The sequence below is a fragment of the Hyunsoonleella sp. J2K-J805 genome (assembly GCF_057167125.1).
In genome coordinates this window covers 2,379,259-2,405,965 of the sequence record NZ_CM169901.1, presented here as the reverse complement: position 1 = coordinate 2,405,965, position 26,707 = coordinate 2,379,259, and the positions used below count along the sequence as shown (strand labels likewise).

The following is a 26,707-nucleotide window of genomic DNA, read 5'->3' as shown; positions in this document are numbered from 1 at the left end:
TCCTGTAAAATAATGTAATTAAATCCTAAAAGTAATCACGGGCCGTTTTGCATGATTCACTAAATCCTCACTAATATTCCTGTTAAAGAAATGCGATAATCCTTGGCGCCCATGGGTGCTGATGTCTATTAAATCGCCCCGATGGATTCCGAAAAGTTCATAATACCATTTTCAAAGGTGTCTCGTTCATAGAGACAATGGCCTTGGGCAAATCGTTGTAGCCTTTTATAGGGTCTACTTCATGCAGTAGCAAGTCTAAAATACTCACAAGATGAGTGTCACTGTTGTGCTATTTGGCTAGTTGTGCTGCTTTTTCAAGAGCCTTTTCTGCCTGTTCAGAAAAATCGGTAGGAACTAATATTTTTTTCATGGTGGGGAGGTATCAGTTGTTAGCCTATTCTATCATTTTTCAAAAGAGGGAAGAAAGTCAGGTCAACTCTTATAAAAATAGGCATAAATTATTTAAAAATCAATTTAATGTGTTATATTTGCGCCGTTGAAAGGCGAAAATTTAATTATGAGGGGACGGAAAGTCCCCTCTTTTTATACTTAAAATGTTTAAGGAAAGCGTACAGGAGTTGTTGAACAATGCGTTAGAAGAACGCCAAGATTTATTCTTAGTTGATTTTGAAGTGAATACCGCCAACCATATCAAAGTAATTTTGGATGGTGATAACGGTGTTTTGGTTGAGGATTGTATGTTTGTGAGTCGTGCCATTGAGCACAATCTGGACAGAGAAGAGCAGGATTTTTCGTTGGAAGTGATGTCGGCCGGTGCTACATCGCCTTTAGTGAACAAACGCCAATATAAAAGACATATAAACAGAACCCTTAAGGTTAAAACGGCCAATGAAAAATTGGAAGGCGTTTTAGCCGAGGCCACGGAAGACACCATTCTTTTAGAGTGGAAAGCCAGGGAGCCAAAACCCGTTGGAAAGGGCAAGGTTACTGTAAAAAAGCAAGCCAATGTGGCTTACGAGGATATTGTAGAAGCAAAAGTTATGATTAAATTTTAATTAATTAGAGTTATGGAGAATGTTGCGTTAATTGAATCTTTTTCAGAATTCAAAGACGATAAGTTAATTGATCGTGTTACGCTAATGGCGATTTTAGAAGATGTTTTTAGAAGCGCCCTTAAAAAGAAATATGGAGATGACGATAATTTTGATATTATTGTAAATCCTGATAAAGGCGATTTAGAAATTTGGAGAAACCGTATTGTGGTTGCAGATGGCGAGGTTGAAGATGAAAACCAAGAGATTTCCTTAACCGAGGCCAGAAAGATTGAGCCAGATTTTGAAGTAGGCGAAGATGTATCTGAAGAGGTGAAATTAATAGATTTAGGTAGACGAGCTATTTTAGCATTGCGCCAAAACCTAATCTCTAAAATACATGAGCACGACAACGCCATAATCTATAAGCAATTTAAAGATTTAGTAGGCGAAATTTATACTGCAGAAGTACATCATATACGCCACAGAGCAGTTATTTTGTTGGATGACGAGGGGAACGAGATTGTGCTACCAAAGGACAGACAAATACCCTCGGATTTCTTTAGAAAAGGTGATAACGTACGCGGAGTAATTGATACTGTAGAGCTTAAAGGAGCAAAGCCTACTATAATTATGTCAAGAAGCTCTCCAGTTTTCCTTGAGAAGTTGTTTGAGCAGGAAATACCTGAAGTGTTTGATGGTTTAATCACGATTAAAAAAGTAGTAAGAATCCCGGGAGAGAAGGCGAAAGTAGCGGTGGATTCTTATGATGATAGAATTGATCCCGTGGGCGCATGTGTAGGTATGAAAGGCTCAAGAATTCATGGTATTGTACGTGAGTTAGGTAACGAAAATATTGATGTTATCAATTACACTAATAACTTACAACTTTTTATAACAAGAGCATTAAGTCCGGCACGAGTAACTTCTATTAAAATTGATGAAGAAACAAAGCGTGCCGAGGTTATCTTAAAACCTGAAGAAGTGAGTAAGGCAATAGGTAGAGGCGGTCACAATATCCGTTTGGCAGGTCAATTAACGGGTTACGAAATTGATGTATTTAGAGAAGGTGCTGAGGAAGATGTTGAGTTAAGCGAATTCTCAGACGAAATAGAACAGTGGATTATAGCAGAATTCAGTAAAGCTGGATTAGATACTGCTAAAAGTGTGCTAGAACAGGACGTTGATGATTTGGTAAAAAGAACAGATTTAGAAGAAGAAACAATAAATGATGTTATCAGAATTCTTAAGGAAGAATTCGAAGACTAGTACCTGGTTAATTTTACAAGAAGTTTTAACAGTATCGGTATGAAGTGCTTTTTTACTCTTGGTTTTAAGCTGAAAATGAATGAAAATTTACTCAATTGAGGTGCTTTTCAAAAAGCATAGTTTAATCTACGGTTGAGGAAAGGAACAAAGAGTGAGTTAATTTGCTACATTTTTTAAGCAAAGAAAAGAGTGAAAAAACACTTCAATATAATATATTTGAGATTTTAAAGGCAATTTATGGCTGAAACAATTAGATTAAATAAAGTTTTACGCGAACTGAATATTTCTTTAGATCGTGCTGTGGAGTTTTTGGATTCCAAAGGCATTGATATAGAGAAACGTCCGACTACGAAAATATCTGAGGAAACGTACAACGTCCTAGCAGATGAATTCGAAACGGATGCGAATAAGAAAATGAGGTCGCAAAAAGTGAGTGAAGCTAAGCTTAAGGAGAAGGAAGATTTGCGTATTAAGCGTGAAAAGGAGCTTGAAGAAAAGCAAAAAGCTCAAGAAGCCATTGAAAAAGCACAGCAGGAAGAAGTTGTAAAAGCTTCAAAAGCACTTTCAGGCCCTAAAACTGTTGGAAAAATAGATTTAGACGTAAAGAAGCCTGCAGAAAAACCAGTGGCAAAAGAGGAAAAGAGTGCACCTGTAAAAAAGGAAGCACCAAAAGTTGAGGAAGCTCCTGTAGCCAAGAAAGAAGTGCCTAAAAAGGTTGAGGTTGATGGTGAATTGGTAACGCCAGATGAAAAGGTAAAAACCCAATATCAAAAGCTTTCAGGTCCTAAAATTGCTGGCGATAAAATTGATTTAACAAAATTCAACAAGCCTAAAAAGAAGAAAGAAGAAAAGAAAACCGATGCCAAGGCGGGAGATGCTAAGAAAAAGCGTCGTCGTATAAGTAAAGCTGGCCCTGGCGGACAAGGTAGTAATAATGGACAAAGAGGCGGTGGTAACCGTAATGATAGATTTAAAGGAAAAGGGCGCCGTAATGTTGTTAAGGAAGAGCCAAGTGAAGAAGATGTAAAAAAACAAGTGCGCGAAACACTTGAAAAATTACAAGGAAAATCGTCCAAGGGTAAAGGGGCTAAATACCGTAGAGAGAAAAGAGATCAACACAGAGATCAAACTGAAAAGGAATTACAGGCAGAAGCAGCAGAAAGTAAAGTTCTTAAAGTAACCGAGTTTGTTACTGCAAGTGAGGTTGCTACAATGATGGATGTTGGAGTAACCGAGATTATTTCAGCTTGTATGTCCTTGGGAATGATGGTTACAATGAATCAGCGTTTGGATGCTGAGACACTGTCTATCGTTGCTGAGGAATTTGGTTATGAAGTAGAGTTTGTTACTGCTGATATAGAGGAATCTATTGAAGAAGCTGAAGATAAACCAGAGGATTTAAAACCTCGTGCACCGATTGTAACGGTAATGGGTCACGTAGATCATGGTAAAACATCGCTTCTAGATTATATCCGAGAGGAAAATGTAATTGCGGGAGAATCAGGTGGTATCACGCAGCATATCGGTGCTTATGGTGTAACACTAGATAGTGGACAAAAAATAGCATTCTTAGATACACCGGGTCACGAAGCTTTTACCGCGATGCGTGCACGTGGTGCGCAAGTTACCGATATTGCTATTATTGTTGCTGCCGCTGATGATGACATTATGCCGCAAACTAAAGAGGCTATTTCGCATGCACAAGCTGCAGGTGTGCCAATTGTCTTTGCAATCAATAAAATTGATTTACCAGCCGCTAATCCTGACAAGATAAAAGAAGGTCTTGCTAATATGAATTTATTAGTTGAAGATTGGGGTGGTAAAATTCAATCACATGATATATCGGCCAAGGTAGGTACTGGCGTAAAAGAATTACTGGAAAAAGTACTGCTTGAAGCTGAGCTATTAGAATTAAAAGCTAATCCTGAAAAACCTGCAGTAGGAACTGTTGTGGAAGCATTCCTAGATAAAGGCCGTGGCTACGTCTCCACTATTTTGGTTCAGGCTGGTACACTTCGTGTTGGCGATTATGTATTGGCAGGTCAGCATAGTGGTAAAGTAAAAGCGATGCATGATGAGCGTGGAAACGATATTGAGGAAGCTGGTCCATCAACACCGGTTTCTATTTTAGGATTGGACGGTGCGCCACAAGCGGGAGACAAGTTTAATGTATTTGAAGATGAACGTGAAGCAAAACAAATTGCAGCAAAACGTTCTCAGCTACAACGTGAACAATCCGTTAGAACGCAACGCCATATTACCCTTGATGAAATTGGTAGACGTATTGCGCTAGGAGATTTCCAAGAGTTGAATATTATCCTTAAAGGTGATGTGGATGGTTCTGTGGAGGCCTTAACAGATTCATTCCAAAAATTATCCACTGAAGAAATTCAAGTTAATATACTTCACAAAGGTGTTGGAGCCATCACAGAGAGTGATGTATTATTGGCTTCGGCTTCAGATGCGATTATTGTCGGGTTTAATGTGCGCCCTGTTGGAAACGCAAGAGATATAGCTGATAAGGAAGAAATCGATATCAGAACATACTCAATTATATATGATGCGATTAACGATCTTAAAGATGCTATGGAAGGGATGTTATCTCCAGAGCTGAAAGAAGAAGTTACAGGTACTGCAGAAATAAGACAAGTATTTAAGGTGTCTAAAATCGGAAGTATTGCTGGTTGTATGGTCACCAATGGTAAAATATTTAGAAATTCAGGAGTGCGTCTCATACGTGATGGTGTTGTGGTACATACTGGAGAGTTGACTTCGTTAAAACGCTTTAAAGACGATGTTAAGGAAGTTTCAAAAGGATACGATTGTGGTATGCAAGTGAAAAATTATAACGACATTAAAGAGGGCGATATAATTGAAGCCTTCCACGAAGTTGAGGTAAAAAAGAAATTGAAATAAATAGACTGATTTCAATAAAAAAAGCGAACCATTTCTGGTTCGCTTTTTTGCTTTATAAACTTTAGGTTTTACTTCTTCGGCTTAAAAATAATTGCATCAGGAAACTTTCGTTTAATACGTTTATATGCTCTATCAGCTTCTATACGTGTGCTAAAATTACCAGCCCAAACTTTAAAATTTGGAGTCTCAAAATGCATTACGGGGCGCCATTCTCCAAATGCCTCGGCAAAATCCTTTTGGGCATTTTGTGCACCACTTCTATTTCCAGAATACACTTGAATTTTATAGCGTCTAGAATCTGTTTCATCTTTATTCATTTGCTTTTTAAGCTCTAAAAGCTCTGTGATTCTATCGTCTTGATTGATAGTTACTTTACCTTCTTGCGCTTGTCCGAATAAAGCTAAAAAGACCACAAATAGGATTATGAAAAAAGTGTTTTTTAAACGCATAATATTTTCTTTAATTATCTCTATGCAAATATATACGAGATAAATCATAACATAGGTCATTTTGTTATTTAGAATTTCTCTAAATTAGCAATTAACACTTCACTAACATTTTGCGAATCGACTTTAAGTATTACTTTTGCGAGAGATTTTTACAACTGTGTTTTTTCAGTATATTTATGAAAAAATCATACCAAAGTTTAGAAGTTAATATAACTAACAATATGAAACAGGTGATTCACCGTAAATTAAGCAATTCTATTCTTCAGTTAAGTTTAATTGTATTATTAGCGTTTACTACATCGATTTCGGCTCAGGAAGGAGATCCTTCAAAAGGAAAAGCTTTATTTAATGCCAATTGTGCTGCTTGTCATCAATTGGATAAAAAAATGACTGGACCTGCACTACGTAACGTAGAAGCACGCTTGTCTGAAGAAGAAGGTTTAGATAGGGAATGGTTATATGCTTGGATAAGAAATAGCTCCGGAATGATTAAGTCTGGTGATGCTTATGCCAATAAAATATACAATGAGTACGGCGGTGCTGCAATGACTGCCTTTCCGCAATTGAGCGATGACGATTTAAATAATATTTTAGCCTACACGGCAGAAGAAAAGAAAGCACCTGCGGCGGCGGCGGCGGCGACACCTGCAGGTGGGAACTCTAGTAACTCTGGAGGTATTTCAAATGAGCTTATTCTTGGTGCTTTAGCCATTTTATTTATTTTACTTGCCTCAGGCTTATACTTGGTGAATAAAACATTGCGTCGTTTTGCGCAAGCACAAGATGTTGAATTGCCAGAATCTACTGGAACACCGCTTTGGAAAGCTTTTGTTCAAAATCAGTTCTTAATGATTGTGGTGGCTATATTCTTTTTATTGTCAAGTGCATATTTCGTTTATGGTTACCTGTCTCAAGTAGGGGTTGATCAAGGTTACGAGCCTGTACAGCCAATACATTACTCTCATAGAATACATGCTGGAGACAACGGTATCGATTGTAAATATTGTCACTCATCAGCAAGAGTAAGTAAGCATTCAGGTATTCCATCGCTTAATGTTTGTATGAATTGTCATAAGTCAATTTATCAAGTAGCGGAAGAAACCCAGCAAGAAGGTCTGCGTGAATATGGTGTAGATTACAATGCCGAGATTAAAAAGCTTTATGATGCTGTAGGATGGGATGATGAAAACCAGAAATACACTGGAGAAACTAAGCCTGTAAAATGGATTAGAATTCACAATTTACCAGATTTCGCATATTTTAATCACTCGCAACACGTTACTGTGGCTGGGGTTGAATGTCAAACATGTCATGGTCCCGTTGAGGAAATGGAGGTAATGTACCAGCATTCACCATTAACTATGGGATGGTGTATCAACTGTCATAGAGAAACCAACGTGGCTGTTAAGGATAATGCATACTACGAGAAAATTCATGAAGAATTGTCCAAAAAGTATGGTGTAGAGAATTTAACTGCTGCTCAAATGGGTGGTTTAGAATGTGGTAAGTGCCACTATTAATCAATTTTAATAAGAAGTAATTCATATATAATATGTCATCAAACAAGAAATACTGGAAAAGTGTTGAAGAGCTAAACGAAAACAGCTCTATTGTTGAGACGCTAAAACAAAACGAGTTTGTAGAAGAAATTCCTACCGATGAATTTTTGGGAGATAAGGAAACTCTAGAGTCTACTTCTACTTCACGTCGTGATTTCTTAAAATATGTAGGTTTTACAACTGCTGCTGCATCATTGGCGGCTTGTGAAGGACCAGTGAAAAAATCAATCCCATATGTGGTACAACCAACGGAAATTATCCCTGGAGTTGCTAATTATTACGCTACTACAATTGCTGATGGTTTTGATTTTGCTAGTGTTTTAGTAAAAACTCGAGAAGGTCGTCCTATTAAAATAGAAAATAACACCATGGCTGCTACTAATGGTAGTGCAAATGCTAGGGTGCATGCCTCTGTTTTGGGCTTATACGACAGTTTGCGCGTTCAAGGGCCTAAGAAAGATGGGGAAGATATTTCTTGGGATGATTTTGATGCTGAAACTACAAAAGCTTTAACTGAAATTGCGGCCGCAAATAAACCAATTGTGTTATTGACACAAACTTTTGCTAGCCCATCTACAAATAAACTAGTAGCTGAGTTTGCTGAAAAGTATGGCAATGTAAGCCATGTGCAGTATGATGCCGTTTCAGAATCTGCAGCTTTAGATGCGTTTCAAGCAAAATATGGTGAAAGAGGATTGGCAAATTACGATTTCTCAAAAGCAATGACTATTGTTTCTGTTGGAGCAGATTTCCTAAGTGATTGGCAAGGTGGAGGATTTGATTCTGGATATTCAAAAAATAGAATTCCAGATCATGGTAAAATGTCGCGTCATATCCAATTTGAATCTAATATGAGTTTATCTGGTGCAAATGCCGATAAGCGTGTGCCACTAACTCCGAGTCAACAAAAACAAGTTTTAGCTAAATTATATAGCTTAATTGTAGGTGGTTCTGTGTCTACAGATTTACCAGAAAATATTAATGAAGCAGTTGCAAAGGCAGCTTCACAATTAAAGAAAGCAGGAAGTAAAGGGGTTATAGTTACCGGAATTCAAGATGTGAATGCACAGACTGTAGCTTTAGATATAAATGAGACTTTAGGAAGTAAGGCTTTTGATCCGAACACTCCAATTAAAACTAGGCAGGGTAACGATAAAGCAGTAATGCAATTAGTTGCCGATATGAAAGCTGGTAAAGTAGGCGCTATCATCATGAGTGGTGTTAATCCTGTTTATACACTGGCAAATTCGGCGGACTTTTTAGAAGGATTAAAGAAAACAGATTTATCAATCGCATTTTCTTTAAAAGAAGACGAGACTGCTTCAGAATGTAATTACGTTGCAGCTGCACCGCATTATTTGGAATCTTGGGGTGATGTAGAATTGAAAAAGGGACATTATGGTTTAACGCAACCTACCATTCGTCCGTTGTTTAATACAAGACAATTCCAAGAAGGGTTATTGAAGTGGACAGAAAACGAAAGTTCTTACCACGATTATATAAAAGAAACTTGGGGTACTGATATTTTAGGTGGAAGTTCTTTTAACAAAGCATTACATGATGGCGTTTATCTGGGTGCTTTAGCTGAAGAAGTTGAAGTCGAAGAGATTGACGAAGAAAACGTTGAAGCGCCTTCAGGAAATGCAGCAAGAGCATTGGTAGCCTCTGCTAAATCTAATGGATTAGAGCTTACATTATATACAAAAGTAGGTATGGGTGATGGTCAACAAGCCAACAACCCTTGGCTGCAAGAGTTTCCAGACCCTATTACAAGAGTATCTTGGGATAATTATTTAACTGTTTCTAAAGCTGATGCGGAGGAAATAGGATTGATTAATGAAAATGATGCGACTGGAGCTTTAAACGGGAGTTATGCGAAAGTAACGGTGAATGGTACTTCTGTAACTGCGCCTGTGGTGATTCAACCAGGACAGGCTAAAGGCACAGTTGGTTTAGCACTAGGTTTTGGTAAGCAATTAGGATTGAAATCCGAAATGCAAACTGGAGTTAACGCATATCCATTATATCAAAATTTTAATACAGTACAAAATGTAACCGTAGAGCCTGTTGGTGGAATGCACGAATTTGCTTGTGTACAATTGCATAATACCCTAATGGGACGCGGAGATATTGTTAAAGAAACTACCTTAGAGATATTTAATACTAAGGATAAGGAGCATTGGAATCCTATACCTGTGGTATCGTTAAACCACGAAGAGACTTCTGTAAGATCTCCTGAGGTGGATTTATGGGATGAATTTGATCGCTCAATAGGACATCACTTTAATTTATCAATAGACTTGAACGCATGTACCGGTTGTGGTGCTTGTGTTATTGCTTGTCACTCAGAAAATAACGTGCCAGTTGTTGGTAAAGAGGAGATGCGTCGAAGTCGTGACATGCATTGGTTGCGTATTGATAGATATTATTCGTCTGATGAGACATTCGAAGGAGATAACCAAAAGAAAGATGATATGTCTGGTCTTTGGGGTGAAAATGGTTCTCTTGGAGGTTTCGGAGAAATGGAAGATCCATCTGCTAATCCGCAAGTAGCTTTTCAACCTGTAATGTGTCAACATTGTAACCATGCACCATGTGAAACAGTTTGTCCAGTTGCGGCAACAGCTCATGGCCGTCAAGGACAGAACCATATGGCATACAACCGTTGTGTAGGTACAAGATATTGTGCGAACAACTGTCCATATAAGGTGAGACGTTTCAATTGGTTCCTGTATAACGGTAATGATGAGTTTGATTACTATATGAATGACGATTTAGGACGAATGGTGTTAAATCCAGATGTTGTAGTGCGTTCAAGAGGTGTGATGGAGAAATGTTCTATGTGTATTCAAAAAACACAGAAAACGATTCTTGACGCTAAACGGGACGGACGCGTTATTAAGGATGGAGAATTCCAAACGGCATGTTCCGCGGCGTGTAGCTCTGGAGCCATGGTGTTTGGAGATATCAACGATAAAGAAAGTAAAGTTGCAAAACTTAAAGAAGATAACCGTATGTATCACCTATTGGAGCATGTTGGCACAAAACCAAATGTAATGTACCATACCAAAGTGAGAAATACGACCGAAGCATAAATCAAATTAAAGAATCAATTATATAATTATGGCGTCTCATTACGAAGCACCTATTAGAAGACCTTTAGTTACAGGCGAAAAGTCATACCACGATGTTACTGTAGACGTGGCAAAACCTGTAGAAGGAAAAGCCAATAAACACTGGTGGATAGTTTTTGGTATTGCACTCGCGGCTTTCCTTTGGGGGATTGGATGTATAATCTATACAATTTCAACAGGTATTGGAACATGGGGTCTTAACCGAACAGTGAACTGGGCTTGGGATATTACAAACTTCGTTTGGTGGGTAGGAATTGGTCACGCAGGAACATTAATTTCTGCGGTACTATTGTTATTCCGTCAAAAATGGAGAATGGCAATTAACCGTTCTGCTGAGGCAATGACTATTTTCTCTGTAGTTCAAGCAGGTTTGTTTCCAATTATTCACATGGGTCGTCCTTGGTTGGCATATTGGGTATTGCCAATACCTAATCAATTTGGTTCTCTATGGGTAAACTTTAATTCTCCTTTACTTTGGGATGTATTTGCTATTTCAACATATCTATCAGTATCCCTAGTATTCTGGTGGACCGGTTTATTGCCAGATTTCGCAATGATTCGTGATCGCGCAGTAAAACCATTTCAAAAGAAAATATATACTTTATTGAGTTTTGGATGGTCTGGACGCGCTAAAGATTGGCAACGTTTTGAAGAAGTATCACTAGTGCTGGCTGGTTTAGCAACGCCTTTAGTACTTTCTGTACATACTATTGTATCCTTTGACTTTGCCACTTCGGTTATTCCTGGTTGGCATACTACAATATTCCCACCATATTTCGTTGCAGGTGCTGTTTTCTCTGGATTTGCTATGGTAAACACATTGCTTATCATTATGAGAAAAGTGTGTAATCTTGAAGACTATATTACAGTGCAACATATCGAATTGATGAACATTGTAATTATGATTACAGGGTCTATTGTTGGTGTGGCTTATATTACAGAGCTATTTATTGCTTGGTACTCTGGTGTTGAGTATGAGCAGTATGCTTTCTTGAACAGAGCAACTGGTCCTTATTGGTGGGCATACTGGTCAATGATGACTTGTAATGTGTTCTCTCCACAGTTCATGTGGTTTAAGAAGTTAAGAACAAGTATCATGTTTTCATTCGTTATTTCAATTGTTGTAAATATTGGGATGTGGTTTGAGCGTTTTGTAATTATCGTAACCTCATTGCACAGAGATTACCTACCATCTTCATGGACGATGTTCTCTCCCACATTTGTTGATATTGGAATATTCATCGGAACCATTGGTTTTTTCTTTGTACTATTCCTGCTATACTCTAGAACATTTCCTGTAATTGCACAGGCAGAGGTAAAGACAATTTTAAAGTCTTCTGGAGAGCGTTATAAAAATATAAGAGAACGTGGCGATAGCTTGGTAGGAACAGGTGCTGATGAAAGAACCTCAGGTAACGTGTCCCATGCCATAGCTTCAGAGCCAGAGCCGACTGAAATAAAAGGTGATAAGTCAGAAATGACGAGTACACTATTAGAAAGCATTGGTACTTTTGATCCTTCTACCCAAACGGCAGACGACTTAAAGAAAATAAGTGGCGTTGGCCCTAAGATGGAAGAAGTTTTAAATAGTATTGGTATTTATACTTTCCTTCAGGTAAGCAAAATGACCAAGAAAGAATATGATTTGTTAGATAGTATTACGGGCTCATTCCCAGGAAGGGCAGAACGTGATGATTGGTCCGGACAAGCTAAAAAATTAATAAACTAAACATAGTCAATGGAAGCTTCAAAAGTTATTCACGCTATTTATACCGATGATGATGTATTAATGTCAGCCGTTAAAAAAGTTAAGGCAGCAAAGCACCATATCGAAGAAATATATACGCCATTTCCAGTTCATGGTTTAGATAAGGCTATGGGGTTGGCACCTACAAGAATTGCAATAACTGCGTTTTTGTATGGTTTGGTAGGTTTAACCGTTGCAATTGTAATGATGAATTTCATTATGATTAAAGATTGGCCGCAAGATATTGGCGGTAAGCCAAGTTTTAGTTATATAGAAAATATGCCGGCATTTGTACCAATTATGTTTGAGCTTACAGTGTTTTTTGCTGCACATTTAATGGTAATTACATTTTACTTAAGAAGTAGAATGTGGCCTTTTAAAAAAGGAGAAAACCCAGACCCTAGAACCACGGACGATCATTTTTTAATGGAAATTGCGGTTCATGGCAATGAAAGCGAATTAGAAAGTTTGCTTTCTCAAACAGGAGCTGTTGAAATCAATATAGTAGATAAAGAAGCGCATTAATAAGTTTTATAAATGAAAAGCGTAATTAAATTTTTAGCAATTGCATTTGTATTAGTGGCAATGTCCTGTAAAAAAGATACTGCTCCTAATTATCAATATATGCCCAACATGTATGAATCTGTAGGTTTTGAAACTTATGGAGAAAACGAACTCTACGAAAACGGTATGGCGGCCAGAACACCAGTTCAAGGTAGTATACCTAGAGGCTTTGTACCTTTTGATATAGAAAACTCTACGGAGGGCTATGGATTCGCAAAAGCTACTCTAAAAAGTCCTTTGGATTCTACTGCTGTAGATTTAGAGAGAGGTAAAGAGTTATATGACATTTACTGTGGTATATGTCATGGGAATAAAGGTAAAGGACAAGGTAAGTTGGTAAAACGTGAAAAAATATTAGGAATTCCTAGTTATGATGATGCTGGTAGAGCCATAAATGAAGGGAGTATTTATCACACTATTTATTATGGTAAAAACTCTATGGGAAGTTACGCAAACCAATTAAACGAAGAAGAGCGTTGGCAAGTAGTGTCCTACGTTTTAAAGTTAAAGGCAGATTTAGAAAAGTAAGAAGATAAGATTATATAGATATGTACACATTTTCAAATAAATTAAAGACATTTTCTATTATCCTAGTTATACTTGGAATATTAGGAGTAGGATATGGTTTTATGACATCTCATAAATCTTTTGAAGAAGTTGAAACCTTACTTGAACATGAAGAATCACATCATGGAGGCGGACATGGAGAAGAGGTGGCACATGCAACTGCTGGTCACGACACACACGCCGCTTCAGGTGCTCATAGCGATTCTCATGCTAAAGACGCTCATGGAGGAGAAGATACTCATAAAAAGCATGTGGAACATGTAATGCATCAAATCCATAATAGGCCATGGGCTGCATTATACGTTGCTGCATTTTTCTTTATGATGATTGCATTGGGTTGTTTAGCATTTTATGCTATCCAAATAGCATCACAGGCGGGATGGTCTCCTGTATTGTTTAGGGTTATGGAAGGGATTACTGCTTATCTTTTACCTGGAGCTGTAATTGTCCTTTTAATTGCCATAGCTTCTGGCACCCTTGGGCACTATAATATATTTATTTGGATGGATCCCGATGTTGTGGCTCACGACAAATTAATACAAGGAAAATCTGGGTGGTTAAATCTTCCTGGTTTTGCAATTCGTGGTGCTATATTTATTGCAGGATGGAGTTTTTATAGATACATCTCCAGAAAGTATACTCGCAAGCTAGAAGATGGAGAAGATAAAGGTACTTTTAAAAAGTTGTTTAAATGGTCTGCAGGATTCTTAGTGTTCTTTATCTATACAGAATCTATAATGTCTTGGGATTGGATAATGAGTGTTGATCCCCACTGGTTTTCAACATTGTTTGGTTGGTATGTATTCGCAAGTATGTTTGTAAGTGGCATCACAGTTATTGCTTTGATTTCAATCTATCTTAAATCTAGAGGTTATTTGGAGTTTGTAAATGAAAACCACTTGCATGATGTGGCTAAATTTATGTTCGCTATGAGTATTTTCTGGACGTACCTTTGGTTCTCACAATTTATGTTGATTTGGTATTCAAATATTCCTGAAGAGGTAACATATTTCATTTCTCGTTTCAATGACTATAAATTACCGTTCTTAGGTATGGTTGTTCTAAACTTTGTATTTCCAATTTTAATGTTGATGAATGCCGATTATAAACGTATACCATGGTTTGTTGTAATGACTGGTTTAGTTATTCTATTCGGGCACTACATTGACGTGTTCAATATGATTATGCCTGCTACGGTTGGTGATAGATGGTTTATTGGAATTCCAGAAATTGGTTCAATATTGTTATTTGCTGGTTTATTCATTTTTATAGTATTTACAGCCTTAGCAAAAGCACCGCTATTGGTGAAAGGCTATCCTTTTAGAAAGGAAAGCGAAGAATTTCATTATTAATTAAGATATAAATAAAGACGACTGATAACAATGACTGCTTTATTAACAATTATAGTTTTAGTATTTATTCTGATAGCCATTTGGCAGATGGTTAAGATTTTTGATTTGGCTCAGGCTAAAAACGAAAACTCTACTGCAGGAGTAGCCACCGATAAAGATAACACGATTAACGGTTATTTAATGATGGGCTTTTTGGTTTTCATTTATGTTATAACCATCATCTCATGTGTAAAGTGGGGCGATTTACCATTAATGTCAAACTCTGCCTCTGAACATGGACCTACCATTGATAATTTGATGGTGATATCTATGGTTATCATCTTTTTTGTGCAAACCGTAACGCAGTTTTTGTTACACTATTTTGCATTCAAATATAAAGGCGAGAAAGGAAAGAAGGCCTTATTCTTTGCGGATAACAATAAGTTAGAATTTATCTGGACGATCATTCCAGTAATTGTTTTAGCGGGGTTAATCATATACGGGTTAAACACTTGGATCAATATAATGGGTGTTGATGAAAGTGATGATCCTTTAATAGTTGAATTATATGCACAGCAGTTTAACTGGAAAGCTAGATATGGTGGGGCAGATAATACTTTAGGTAAAGCTAATGTGCGTTTAATTGATATAGATCGTGCAAATATTTTAGGTTTAGATGAAGCTGATCCTAATGCACAGGATGATATCATCACTACTGAATTACATTTACCTGTTGGAAGACCTGTACTGTTTAAAATGCGTTCGCAAGACGTATTACATTCAGCATATATGCCACACTTTAGAGCACAAATGAATTGTGTTCCTGGTATGATTACACAATTTGGTTTCACGCCAACAGTCACTACTGCAGAAATGAGACAAACACCTCAAATGCAGGAAAAAGTAAAGCACATAAACGAAATTAGAGTAGAAAAAAGTAAAAAATTAATAGAAGAAGGAGGAGACCCTTTAGATCCTTATGAGTTTGATTACCTTTTGCTTTGTAATAAAATTTGTGGTAAATCACATTACAATATGCAAATGAAAATTGTAGTTGAAACTGAAGAAGAATACAATGCTTGGATAAAGGAACAAAAGGAATTCAAGAACGCTCTTATTAACTAATTCAAAAAGAAAAACGATAATAGATTATGTCAGCACACGCAGATACTCACGCTCACGACGACCACGGACATCATCATAAAGAAACGTTTGTAACTAAATATATATTTAGTCAGGATCACAAGATGATTGCTAAACAGTACTTAATTACAGGTACTATTATGGGAGTTATTGGTGTTTTAATGTCCTTAATGTTTCGTATGCAAATCGCATGGCCAGAAGAGCCAAATGTGATTTTCGAAGCATTATTAGGAAAGTGGGCTCCAGATGGTGTTATGGATGCAGATATTTATTTAGCATTAGTAACTATACATGGTACTATTATGGTATTTTTTGTATTGACGGCTGGTCTAAGTGGTACATTTAGTAACTTATTAATCCCATTACAGATTGGAGCACGAGATATGGCATCAGGCTTTTTAAATATGGTATCCTATTGGTTGTTCTTTTTATCTAGTGTTATTATGGTAATCTCGCTATTTGTAGAAGCAGGACCTGCTGCTGCTGGTTGGACCATTTATCCACCACTTTCGGCTTTACCTATGGCACAAGGCGGTTCTGGTATGGGTATGACACTTTGGTTAGTATCTATGGCAATCTTTATTGCATCTTCATTATTAGGATCATTAAATTATATTGTTACTGTAATCAACCTTAGAACTAAAGGTATGTCTATGACAAGATTGCCACTAACTATTTGGGCATTCTTTATTACAGCAGTTATCGGTGTTATTTCATTCCCAGTATTATTATCTGCTGCACTGCTATTGATTATGGATAGAAGTTTTGGAACATCCTTCTTCTTATCAGATATATTTATCCAAGGTGAAGTGTTACACTACCAAGGAGGCTCACCTGTTTTATTTGAACACTTGTTTTGGTTCTTAGGACATCCAGAGGTATACATTGTAATTTTACCCGCTATGGGGCTTGTATCCGAGATTATGGCCTCCAATTCACGTAAACCAATTTTTGGTTATCGTGCGATGATCGCTTCAATATTGGCCATTGCTTTCTTGTCTACTATTGTATGGGGTCACCACATGTTTATTTCAGGGATGAATCCGTTCTTAGGTTCAGTATTTACATTCACAACATTATTGATTGCGATACCATCGGCTGTAAAGGCATTTAACTGGATAACAACATTATGGAAAGGTAATCTCCAGATGAACCCTGCAATGTTATTTTCCATTGGTTTTGTATCAACATTTATCACTGGTGGTTTAACAGGTATTATTCTTGGAGATAGTGCGTTAGATATTAATGTACACGATACTTACTTTGTTGTAGCACACTTTCACTTAGTAATGGGGATATCTGCACTTTACGGTATGTTTGCAGGGATTTACCACTGGTTTCCAAGAATGTTTGGTAGAATGCTGAATAAAAATTTAGGATACATTCACTTCTGGGTTACTGCAGTTTGTGCATATGGGGTATTCTTCCCAATGCACTTTATAGGAATGGCAGGTTTACCGAGACGTTATTATACGAATAGTAATTTTCCATTATTTGATGATGTAGCAAATGTAAATGTTATTATCACCATATTTGCTCTAGTTGGTGGTGTAGTGCAGATTGCGTATTTATACAATTTCTTTGCTAGCATTTTCTTTGGAAAGAAAGCTGTACAAAACCCTTGGAGGTCTACTACTTTAGAGTGGACGGCACCTGTTGAACATATACATGGTAATTGGCCGGGAGAAATTCCACATGTACACCGTTGGGCTTACGATTACAGTAAACCTGGTCATGATGTTGATTTTGTACCTCAAAATATTCCCTTAAAAGAAGGAGAAGAAGAACTTCAGCATTAGACTTTAATATTATATATCTTACACTCAAAACCCGTCTAATTGGACGGGTTTTTCAGTTTAAATGGATGTTTTTTTCGGTGAAAAGTAAAATTTTTTAAAATTTTTCGATGAAATACAAAAAAATCAGTTAAATTGCGGTCAGAAAAATAGTAAGATGATTCTTGAAGAGAAGCATCGATACATTTTCCATTTGCTATTAAATATGATTTTTAACCATTCAAAATGAAAACTAAACCTACCCCGATGAATATATGTGCTCATATATTTTATTGTTTATTGTTTTTGTTAATGTCATTTTCCATGACTGCACAATGTCCAACAATAACAGACCCAAATCCTCCACCTATTTGTAATGCCTCTGGCTATTCGTTCAACGACTTAAATACACTTGCCATTGATAATGGCAATGGTATTGTCTGGTATGATGTGGCTTCCGGTGGTACCCCATTTAATATTAATCAACTGGTTTCTGAAGGAACGTACTACGCTGATGACAACTCTGGTACCTGTGGTGTTAGAGCATCAATTACAATCGATTTTCAAGTAGATGCGTCAGGTGAAAACCTTGATCGCATTTATTGTAGTAATGAAAATGCAACCATTCAAACCTATATTGATGATGTGCTTTCTGGAAGTATTCCTTCTGGGGGTTCAGTGGAGATATATAACGATTTTGATTTAACAAATCAAGCAAATGCAACAGACACTATTCCTATTGGAGCTTCAAATTACTACATTGTTTTTATGGATAATGGCGGTTGTAGAAGTCAAATTGAAATTGGTCAGGTGGGTGTTTTCACGGCCCCTACTGATCCTACTCCACCTGCACCACAAGAGTTTTGTGCAGATACTAACCCACAAGTTGGTAATTTAGACCCAGGAACGACATCTACAAATTTTCTTTGGTATGACAATTTAGATGGTTCAGGAGATCCAATTCCTCCTGCTTTATCCTTAACGGAACCTTTAGTAGATGGAAACACCTACTATGTTCAAGTTGACGATATTTTTTGTGTTAGTAATGCAGTTGCTATTACCGTAAATATTGACGCGCCTACTGAAGCGGGAAATTCGGCAAATTTAGAGTATTGTAATGATAACTTACCTAGCGATTTCGATTTATTCGATGAATTAGGGGGTACTCCTGATAATACAGGTAGTTGGACAGGGCCTTTGGTAACCTCAAATGGTTTTAGAGGTACTGTAAATATTTCTGCATTAACAACAGCAGGAGTCTACACATTTACTTATACAGTGGCTAGTACAGGCGCTTGTCCTGATGCTGTTGCAACTGTAACTATAGAGGTATACGAAACACTTAGTTCTGGCACACCATCAGTAGCTAATCCAGCTTCATACTGTGAATCAGGTTTACCAACAGATCTAGATTTATTTTCACTATTAGATAATGAAGATACAGGAGGGCAGTGGACACAAGGTACGTTGAGTACAGACCCAGTGGTAACTTCCCCATTTGATTTAACAGGATTTACTCCAGGGACTTATAATTTCACCTACACTCAAAATGTATTACCAAATCCATGTCCAGAAGAGTCAACAACAGTTCAAGTAATCGTTTTGGCGGATCCAAATGCTGGAAGTGCAGTAAATCAAACATTCTGTGAAAATGATTTAGCAACAAATTCACCATTTAATTTGTTTGATGCTTTAGACGGTTCTCAAGATAATAACGCAGGTACTTGGATGGATGCAAGTAACGCTGCTATTTCAAACCCAATAGATATTACAGGGTTCACCGTTGCTGGAAGTCCTTACTTATTTACATATACTATAGATAATGGAACATGTTCAGATTCGGAACAAATATCAATTACAGTCGAGGACGCACCAGAATCAGGAACTCCTGTAGCTACCTTCCCAGAATTTTGTGAAGGGATAGCACCAGCGAGTTTTGATTTATTCGATTTATTACAAAATGAAGACCAAACAGGAACCTGGTACATTGGAACCGACAATACGGGAACTTCAACAGCTAACCCTATTGATTTATCAGGACTGACACCTGGCACTTATAATTATACTTATGATGTAGACGCCATTGGAAGTTGTGATGATCCTTTAGTAACAGTTCAGGTAACAATTAACCCGTTACCAAACACAGGAACACCATCTCCAGCCACATTTTGTGAAAACGATTTGGCAGCAAATTCACCACTGGATTTATTCGGTCAATTAGCAGGAGAAGATACAGGAGGCACATGGTCAGATGACGATGCTTCAGGAGCTTTATCTGGAAATAATGTAGATTTAACATCACTAACTATTGGTTCATTTAATTTTACCTATTCTATCACAGATTCAAATAGTTGTACCAATAGTTCTACAGTAACTGTAACTGTGGAAGATGCACCAGAATCAGGAACAGTAAATTCACCAGTAGAATATTGTGAAGGTTCGGCACCAGCAAGTTATAATTTATTTGATTTGCTAGAAGGAGAAGACCAAACAGGAACATGGTTTGTTGGAACAGACAATCTAGGAGCAACAGCAACAAATCCAATCGATTTATCAGGATTCACCGCAGGAACATATGATTTCACTTTTGATGTAGATGCAATAGGAAGTTGTGATGATCCCTTAGTAACAGTACAGGTAACAATTAACCCGTTACCAAATACAGGAACACCATCTCCAGCCACATTTTGTGAAAATGACTTGACAGCAAATTCACCACTAGACTTATTCGGTCAATTAGCAGGAGAAGATACAGGAGGCACATGGTCAGATGACGATGCCTCAGGAGCTTTATCTGGAAGTAATGTAGATTTAACATCACTAACTATTGGTTCATTTAATTTTACCTATTCTATCACAGATTCAAATAGTTGTACCAATAGTTCTACAGTAACTGTAACTGTGGAAGATGCACCAGAATCGGGAACTGCAAATACACCAGTAGAATTTTGTATTTCTGAAATTACAACTGCACAAACCTATGATTTATTTGACTTATTAGCGGATGAAGATCAAACAGGAACTTGGAGTGATGACGATGCAACTGGAGCCTTATCAGGAAACTTAGTTACCATTGACGGGCTTATAGCAGGAGCTTACGATTTTACTTATGATGTTGATGCCATTGGAAGTTGTGACGATGTTAACGTTACCGTAAGTATTATTATAAATGATACACCTGCACCAACCGCATCCGCAATACTAGAGTTTTGTGATAGTGCCACAGTAGCTGATTTAGTAGCAACAGGAAATAGTATTCAATGGTACGATGATGCTTCTGGTGGTACGCCTTTAGATGCAACAACAGCTTTAGTTGATGGCGAAGATTATTTTGCAACACAAACCGATGCTACAACAAATTGTGAGTCTTCTGTAAGAACTCAAGTAGATGTAACCATTTACCTGTCACCAGATGCTGGAAGTCCAAATGCAACTGCTATTATTGCATGTAACGATAATAATAATATTGATTTATTTGACGGATTAGATGGTACTGAAGATGCTGGTGGTACATGGCAAGATGATGATGCTACAGGAGCTTTAACAGGAAACATTTTTGATGCTACAGGATTAGCGGCGGGCACATACAATTTCACCTATGTTGTAACAGCAAATGCGCCTTGTGTTGACGATAGTGCATCAATTACGGTTACTATTGAAGAACCGCAGAGTGCGGGTGCTGATGCAACTTTAGATATCTGTAGTACAGATGCAATTACGGATTTATTTGGTTTATTAGGAAGCGCAGATACGGGAGGCTCTTGGTCGCCAGCGTTGGCTAGTGGAACAGGAGATTTTGATCCTGCGACTGACACATCTGGAACTTACACTTATACCATTACAAATGCTTGTGGTACCGTAAGTAGTGATGTTGTAGTAACGGTAGTTGAAGCACCAAATGCCGGTACAAATGCATCATTGGCTGCTTGTGCGGGAGATGGTACCACCGATTTATTTACACTGTTAGGTGCCGATGCACAAACAGGAGGAACATGGTCGCCAGCACTAACAAGCGGTACAGGTGTTTTCGACCCTTCGGTGGATACTGCTGGTACTTACACTTATACAGTAACTGCTGTAGCGCCTTGTTCGCCAGATGTATCGGCTGATGTAACAATTACTATTGATGATAGTTTACCAGTGCTTGTTTTAGATCCAAATCCTTCTTTTTGTTTAGCCGACAATCCTACGGTTGCAGATTTAAGTGATAGTATACGGGCAACGGGAACTGTAAATTGGTATGAAGACGCAGCATTAACAGCACCTTTAATTGATACAGATGCATTGGAAGATGGTGAAGATTATTACGCTACTCAAACCAATGGTACAGGTTGTGAATCTTCAGTAGCAGAACAGGTTAACGTTACAGTAAATGATGCGGCAACACCTACACTTGATGATCCAAGTTTAGACTATTGCATTAATGACGGACCAACATTAAATACGCTATCTCAAAACATTATAGAGTATGATTCTTCATTAAATAATATTGTTTGGTATGATGTTGCCACAGGAGGAACCCCTATTTCAGATGCAGCAGCACTAGGGCCTAATACATATTATGCAGCTTTAATTGACCAAACTACGGGATGTGAAAGTTCAGTAAGACTAGAAATAACACCTGATATTACCGCTTGTGGTAAAATAAGTTTGCCAGATGGTTTTTCACCAAATGGAGACGGTGTTAACGATACTTATGATATTGATAATCTGGACGTGCTTTATCCAAATTTCGAACTAGAGATTTTCAATAGAAATGGAAATGTCGTCTACAGGGGTAATGCAAGTACACCACGTTTTGATGGCACATCAAACCAAGGAAGAGTTGTTGTAAAAGGCGATTTACCTGTAGGTGTGTACTTCTACATATTCAGATTTAATAACGGAGTTGATGCTCCAGAACAAGGACGCTTATACTTAAGCAGATAATTTATAGATACAAAAGATTTAAAACGATGAAACATTTAAATACATATCATAAAATAGCTGCTTTGTTAAGTTTGATGTTAGTATCATTACAAAGCTTCGCGCAACAAGACCCACAATTCACTCAATATATGTATAATATGAGTGTGATTAATCCAGCCTACGCTACTGCGGAAGAAGGTATTTTAAACCTGGGCGGATTGTATAGAACACAATGGGTAGGACTAGAAGGTGCACCTTCAACAGGTACCTTTTTTGCCCACACACCTATTAACGATAAAATAGAAATGGGAATTTCATTCACCAATGATAATATTGGTGATATCATCAACGAGAACAACATTTTTGCAGATTTTGCTTATGTGTTACCCGTTGGTATTGAAACCAAGATTTCCTTCGGATTAAAAGCAGGTGTTCGCATGTTTGATACTAATTTTAATGGACTACAATTACAAAATGGTCCTGCAAGTGGAGATAATGCGTTCGATGAAAATATAAACAGAGCATTTCCTAATTTAGGTATTGGTGCCTTCTTTTTCGGAGAAAACTATTATTTAGGGCTATCGGCACCTAATATGCTTTCAACCAAACACCTAGAAAATCAAAATGGTATTAAGGCTACGGGTATTGAGAATGTACATTATTTCTTTACAGGAGGTTATGTTTTCGATATCAATTCAAACCTTAAATTCAAACCTGCATTTATGGCAAGAGGTGTTAAAGGAGCGCCTTTAGCTCTAGATATTACTGCTAATGTTTTAATCAATGAAAAACTAGAAGCTGGTTTAGGATACCGTTTAGATGATGCCATTAGTGCACTTGTAAACTTTAGAATTACCGAAGAATTAAGAATAGGTTATGCCTATGATTATACAACCACAAACTTGGGAGATTTCAATTCTGGCTCTCACGAAATATTCATTTTGTTTGATGTGGATTTATTCGGATTTAAAAACGGATACGATCGCTCACCAAGATTCTTCTAACATTTAATACAAGGAACCATGAAAAATTTTAGATACATAATTGCAAGCCTTTTATTAGTTAGTGGAATAGGGTTTGCCCAAAAGAAAAATACAAAACGTGTAGATAAGCTTTTTGAAATTAGAGCTTATAAAGACGCTGCCGAAATTTATGAAACCAAAGAGCGTACCCAAAGTGTGCTTCAAAATTTGGCGGATAGTTACTATTACAATTCTAGTCTTCAAAAAGCGATTAAAACCTACAGAGAATTGTTTGTAGCGTATGGAGATTCCATTGATATTGAATATCACTTTAGATTTGCACAGGCTTTAAAAGGCGTGAAGGAATACAAGGAAGCAGATAAACATTTAAGGCGTTACTATAATAAGCCAATTAACACCTTAGCTTTAATTGAAGAAACGGATAAAACTACGCCACATAACTTCAAATTGAAACAGATTGAAAACAGAAATTCAAGCAGTGATTTTGGTTTGACATTTTATGGTGAAGACAAGGTAGCTTTCGCTTCGGCAAGAAATTCAGAGAATCCAACATATTCATGGAATAACTCCCCGTATTTAGATTTGTATAGCGGTACGTTAAATAGTCAAAATGCATTGGAAAATGTAGAGCCATTTTCAGAAGCTATCAATACAAGTTCACATGAAAGTAATGCGGTGTTTACAAGTGATGGAAAAACCATGTATTTTAATCGAACAAATACTACGCGTAAAAAAACGGATGAACAGCGTATTGCGCACATCAAAATTTATAAAGCCGAATTGGTTGATGGACAGTGGACTAATGTTACCGCATTGCCATTTACATCAAATGATTACAGTACAGAGCATCCAGCGTTAAGTTATGATGAAAAAACCTTGTATTTCGCAAGCGATATGCCTGGGACATTAGGAAGTTTTGATATTTTTAAAGTAGCCATAAATGAAGATGGCACCTATGGCGAACCTGAAAATTTAGGTGAAACCATTAATACAAAACACAGAGAACAATTCCCATTTATCAGTAAATATAATGTCTTGTATTTTTCATCTATTGGTCATTTAGGATACGGTGGATTAGATGTGTTTAGAAGTAATTTGGTAAATGACACATTTGACAAGCCCGTTAATTTAGGAAGCACTATAAATAGTCCTTTAGATGATTTTGCCTATGTGATAAGAGAGAAGGATAACAAAGGTTTTGTGTCTTCAAATAGAACAGGATATGATAGATTGTTTGGTTTTAAAAGAGAAGTAAACCCATTAACTATTTATCAAGTAGAAGGTGTGGTACAAGACTTAAATAGTAAGGAGTTACTGGCAGGTTCCTTGGTTACTTTATTTGACGAATCAGATACAGTAATCCAAGATACTATTGTTGGTGATGATGCGTATTACATTTTCAAAATTGAACCCAATAAAAGATATAAAGTGCGAGGAACACGAAAAGCCTACATTCCTCAAGATGTGGAATTTTCAACCGACAGTAAGGGTAAAGTACAGCATGATATTTACTTGAATTTAGAATCTTTTGCTGATGCCGAAGAACGCGTAAAAGAAAAACAGAAAGGTATTGAACAAGTCGTTCAGGTTGAGTTAGATAAAATTTTCTTTGATTTTGATGAAGCTATTATTCGTGAAGATGCAGCAAATACTTTAAATGTTTTGGTAGATTTAATGAAGAAATACCCATCTATGGAAGTTGAAGTGTCAGCACATACTGATGCCCGTGGTCCAGATCAATATAATTTAGAGTTATCAAAACGTCGCGCAGCATCAACTCTAGAGTATTTAGTGAGCCAAGGTATTGAGCGTAACCGATTAAAAAGTATTGGTTATGGCGAAATGCAACCACTTAACAAATGTGTAAAAGAAGGTATCTGTGATGATAGAGAATACGATATTAACAGACGTTGTGAGTTTACAATTCTAAAATAACCATCCATAAACCAACCAAAAGCCGGAAAGCCTTTCTACTGACTATGGTCAGATTTGAAAGGCTTTCGTTATTTCTAATTAAGTCATTTGTTTTATGTATTTTTATCATATCAAATTCCAAAAGGTATGGTGTATTATATAACTGCAATAGTACTGTTTGTGATAGTAGGTTATTTTGTCCATAGATTAGTCTATAACAGGTTTAAGAAATTAAATGGTAGAAAACCAACGAGAAGAGAACTGTTTAGTATTTACCACTGGGAAACTGTTCTTGGAATAAGTGCAGCAATTGTTCTAATTCTTGTATATGTTTTAAAAACCTCTAACGTTTTACCTCTTTAAATATTTTTAAAATCCGAACGGTCAATCGGGTTAACCTACCCTAAAAAAAATGAACGAAAACTTAGACCCAACCAACGAGAATTTTTCCCCAGAGGAAATAGATGTTGAAAAAAAACTGAGACCTTTAGCGTTTGATGATTTTACTGGGCAAGATCAAGTATTGGAAAACCTTCAAGTTTTTGTAAAAGCTGCAAATTTAAGAGGTGAGGCTTTAGATCATACTTTATTTCACGGCCCTCCAGGATTAGGTAAAACAACACTGGCACATATTTTAGCTAATGAGCTAGATGTTGGTATAAAAGTAACATCAGGCCCTGTTTTAGATAAACCGGGAGACTTAGCAGGCTTGTTGACTAATCTTGATGAACGTGATGTTTTATTTATTGATGAAATACATCGCTTAAGTCCTATTGTTGAGGAATATTTATACTCAGCAATGGAAGATTACAAGATTGATATTATGATTGAAACGGGTCCGAATGCCCGTACTGTTCAAATCAATTTAAGTCCGTTTACGCTTGTTGGCGCTACTACCCGTTCAGGATTATTAACCTCTCCTATGCGTGCCCGTTTTGGTATTCAAAGCAGACTACAATATTATAAAACCGATTTATTAACCACTATTGTACAACGCAGTGCCATGATTTTAGATGTGCCAATTTCTATGGAAGCAGCGGTTGAAATCGCAGGACGAAGTCGCGGTACACCAAGAATTGCAAATGCACTTTTAAGGCGCGTTAGAGATTTTGCGCAAATAAAAGGTAATGGTAGTATCGATATAAAAATCGCAAAATTTGCCTTAGAAGCTTTAAATGTTGATGCTCATGGATTGGATGAAATGGACAATAAAATTCTATCGACTATCATCGATAAATTTAAAGGTGGTCCTGTTGGTATTACAACTATTGCTACAGCGGTAAGTGAAAGTCCCGAAACCATAGAAGAGGTTTATGAACCCTTTTTAATTCAACAGGGCTTTATCATGAGGACTCCTCGTGGTAGAGAAGTTACAGAGCAAGCGTATAAGCATTTAGGAAAAATAAAAGGTAACATTCAAGGAGGTTTATTTTAAGAAATTAATTTTGAGTTTAGT

General features: G+C 37.1%; 17 protein-coding genes and 1 pseudogene. 15 read left to right on the top strand and 3 right to left on the bottom strand.

Features of this window, described 5'->3' with window-relative positions; translation table 11 throughout:
• Window positions 1–18 precede the first annotated feature (18 nt).
• Both AC1B0Z_RS10685 and AC1B0Z_RS10680 read right to left on the bottom strand, forming a co-directional pair.
• Window positions 19–179: pseudogene (locus AC1B0Z_RS10685) on the bottom strand (universal stress protein); the annotation flags it as partial.
• 110 nt (window positions 180–289) lie between these two features.
• Complete coding sequence (locus AC1B0Z_RS10680) at window positions 290–370, bottom strand: universal stress protein (protein WP_483795291.1); 81 nt, start codon at window positions 368–370, stop codon at window positions 290–292.
• Window positions 371–554: 184 nt separating this feature from the next.
• Here AC1B0Z_RS10680 and rimP point away from each other — a divergent pair, with 184 nt between their 5' ends.
• The 3 genes from rimP to infB all read left to right on the top strand — a co-directional run bounded on the left by rimP (window position 555) and on the right by infB (window position 5,177).
• Entirely contained in the window at window positions 555–1,016 is a 462-nt protein-coding gene (gene rimP / locus AC1B0Z_RS10675; protein ID WP_483791974.1) for a ribosome assembly cofactor RimP, read from the top strand.
• Between the two features lie 12 nt (window positions 1,017–1,028).
• The gene (gene nusA / locus AC1B0Z_RS10670) at window positions 1,029–2,261 is read left to right on the top strand and encodes a transcription termination factor NusA (protein WP_483791973.1); all 1,233 of its coding nucleotides are present in this window, start codon (window positions 1,029–1,031) and stop codon (window positions 2,259–2,261) included.
• Window positions 2,262–2,498: 237 nt separating this feature from the next.
• Complete coding sequence (gene infB, locus AC1B0Z_RS10665) at window positions 2,499–5,177, top strand: translation initiation factor IF-2 (protein WP_483791972.1); 2,679 nt, start codon at window positions 2,499–2,501, stop codon at window positions 5,175–5,177.
• A 68-nt stretch (window positions 5,178–5,245) separates the two neighbouring features.
• Here the strand turns inward: infB and AC1B0Z_RS10660 are convergent, their stop codons facing one another.
• On the bottom strand, window positions 5,246–5,674 hold the full coding sequence (locus AC1B0Z_RS10660; protein ID WP_483791971.1) for an SPOR domain-containing protein: 429 nt from the start codon (window positions 5,672–5,674) through the stop codon (window positions 5,246–5,248).
• A 173-nt stretch (window positions 5,675–5,847) separates the two neighbouring features.
• Here AC1B0Z_RS10660 and AC1B0Z_RS10655 point away from each other — a divergent pair, with 173 nt between their 5' ends.
• The 12 genes from AC1B0Z_RS10655 (at window position 5,848) to ruvB (ending at window position 26,686) form a co-directional block, all read left to right on the top strand.
• Window positions 5,848–7,146 (top strand): c-type cytochrome, encoded by a 1,299-nt coding sequence (locus tag AC1B0Z_RS10655; protein WP_483795289.1) that lies wholly within the window; start codon window positions 5,848–5,850, stop codon window positions 7,144–7,146.
• 32 nt (window positions 7,147–7,178) lie between these two features.
• Window positions 7,179–10,280 (top strand): TAT-variant-translocated molybdopterin oxidoreductase, encoded by a 3,102-nt coding sequence (locus AC1B0Z_RS10650; protein ID WP_483791970.1) that lies wholly within the window; start codon window positions 7,179–7,181, stop codon window positions 10,278–10,280.
• A gap of 28 nt (window positions 10,281–10,308) precedes the next feature.
• A complete protein-coding gene (nrfD, locus tag AC1B0Z_RS10645) occupies window positions 10,309–12,048 on the top strand; it encodes an NrfD/PsrC family molybdoenzyme membrane anchor subunit (protein WP_483791969.1) in 1,740 nt (579 codons plus the stop codon).
• Window positions 12,049–12,057: 9 nt separating this feature from the next.
• Window positions 12,058–12,591, top strand: coding sequence for a DUF3341 domain-containing protein (locus AC1B0Z_RS10640; RefSeq protein WP_483791968.1), 534 nt, complete (start codon window positions 12,058–12,060; stop codon window positions 12,589–12,591).
• A 12-nt stretch (window positions 12,592–12,603) separates the two neighbouring features.
• On the top strand, window positions 12,604–13,158 hold the full coding sequence (locus tag AC1B0Z_RS10635; protein ID WP_483791967.1) for a c-type cytochrome: 555 nt from the start codon (window positions 12,604–12,606) through the stop codon (window positions 13,156–13,158).
• Window positions 13,159–13,178: 20 nt separating this feature from the next.
• Window positions 13,179–14,549: a quinol:cytochrome C oxidoreductase gene (locus tag AC1B0Z_RS10630; protein WP_483791966.1), complete on the top strand. Its 1,371-nt coding sequence runs from the start codon at window positions 13,179–13,181 to the stop codon at window positions 14,547–14,549.
• 30 nt (window positions 14,550–14,579) lie between these two features.
• Window positions 14,580–15,653: a cytochrome c oxidase subunit II gene (locus AC1B0Z_RS10625; protein ID WP_483791965.1), complete on the top strand. Its 1,074-nt coding sequence runs from the start codon at window positions 14,580–14,582 to the stop codon at window positions 15,651–15,653.
• Between the two features lie 26 nt (window positions 15,654–15,679).
• Entirely contained in the window at window positions 15,680–17,470 is a 1,791-nt protein-coding gene (locus AC1B0Z_RS10620) for a cytochrome c oxidase subunit I (protein ID WP_483791964.1), read from the top strand.
• A 300-nt stretch (window positions 17,471–17,770) separates the two neighbouring features.
• Window positions 17,771–22,375: an Ig-like domain-containing protein gene (locus tag AC1B0Z_RS10615; protein WP_483791963.1), complete on the top strand. Its 4,605-nt coding sequence runs from the start codon at window positions 17,771–17,773 to the stop codon at window positions 22,373–22,375.
• Between the two features lie 26 nt (window positions 22,376–22,401).
• A complete protein-coding gene (locus AC1B0Z_RS10610) occupies window positions 22,402–23,358 on the top strand; it encodes a PorP/SprF family type IX secretion system membrane protein (protein WP_483791962.1) in 957 nt (318 codons plus the stop codon).
• Window positions 23,359–23,376: 18 nt separating this feature from the next.
• Entirely contained in the window at window positions 23,377–25,272 is a 1,896-nt protein-coding gene (locus tag AC1B0Z_RS10605; RefSeq protein WP_483791961.1) for an OmpA family protein, read from the top strand.
• 391 nt (window positions 25,273–25,663) lie between these two features.
• Window positions 25,664–26,686: a Holliday junction branch migration DNA helicase RuvB gene (gene ruvB / locus AC1B0Z_RS10600; protein WP_483791960.1), complete on the top strand. Its 1,023-nt coding sequence runs from the start codon at window positions 25,664–25,666 to the stop codon at window positions 26,684–26,686.
• The last annotated feature ends 21 nt before the right edge of the window (window positions 26,687–26,707 follow it).

Coding starts and splice junctions, on each gene's coding strand:
- AC1B0Z_RS10660 (WP_483791971.1), bottom strand. CDS start 5,674: ATGATTTATCTCGTATATATTTGCATAGAGATAATTAAAGAAAATATT.
- AC1B0Z_RS10650 (WP_483791970.1), top strand. CDS start 7,179: ATGTCATCAAACAAGAAATACTGGAAAAGTGTTGAAGAGCTAAACGAA.
- nrfD (WP_483791969.1), top strand. CDS start 10,309: ATGGCGTCTCATTACGAAGCACCTATTAGAAGACCTTTAGTTACAGGC.
- AC1B0Z_RS10655 (WP_483795289.1), top strand. CDS start 5,848: ATGAAACAGGTGATTCACCGTAAATTAAGCAATTCTATTCTTCAGTTA.
- AC1B0Z_RS10640 (WP_483791968.1), top strand. CDS start 12,058: ATGGAAGCTTCAAAAGTTATTCACGCTATTTATACCGATGATGATGTA.
- rimP (WP_483791974.1), top strand. CDS start 555: ATGTTTAAGGAAAGCGTACAGGAGTTGTTGAACAATGCGTTAGAAGAA.
- AC1B0Z_RS10605 (WP_483791961.1), top strand. CDS start 23,377: ATGAAAAATTTTAGATACATAATTGCAAGCCTTTTATTAGTTAGTGGA.
- AC1B0Z_RS10620 (WP_483791964.1), top strand. CDS start 15,680: ATGTCAGCACACGCAGATACTCACGCTCACGACGACCACGGACATCAT.
- infB (WP_483791972.1), top strand. CDS start 2,499: ATGGCTGAAACAATTAGATTAAATAAAGTTTTACGCGAACTGAATATT.
- AC1B0Z_RS10630 (WP_483791966.1), top strand. CDS start 13,179: ATGTACACATTTTCAAATAAATTAAAGACATTTTCTATTATCCTAGTT.
- AC1B0Z_RS10625 (WP_483791965.1), top strand. CDS start 14,580: ATGACTGCTTTATTAACAATTATAGTTTTAGTATTTATTCTGATAGCC.
- AC1B0Z_RS10610 (WP_483791962.1), top strand. CDS start 22,402: ATGAAACATTTAAATACATATCATAAAATAGCTGCTTTGTTAAGTTTG.
- AC1B0Z_RS10615 (WP_483791963.1), top strand. CDS start 17,771: ATGACTGCACAATGTCCAACAATAACAGACCCAAATCCTCCACCTATT.
- AC1B0Z_RS10635 (WP_483791967.1), top strand. CDS start 12,604: ATGAAAAGCGTAATTAAATTTTTAGCAATTGCATTTGTATTAGTGGCA.
- nusA (WP_483791973.1), top strand. CDS start 1,029: ATGGAGAATGTTGCGTTAATTGAATCTTTTTCAGAATTCAAAGACGAT.
- AC1B0Z_RS10680 (WP_483795291.1), bottom strand. CDS start 370: ATGAAAAAAATATTAGTTCCTACCGATTTTTCTGAACAGGCAGAAAAG.
- ruvB (WP_483791960.1), top strand. CDS start 25,664: ATGAACGAAAACTTAGACCCAACCAACGAGAATTTTTCCCCAGAGGAA.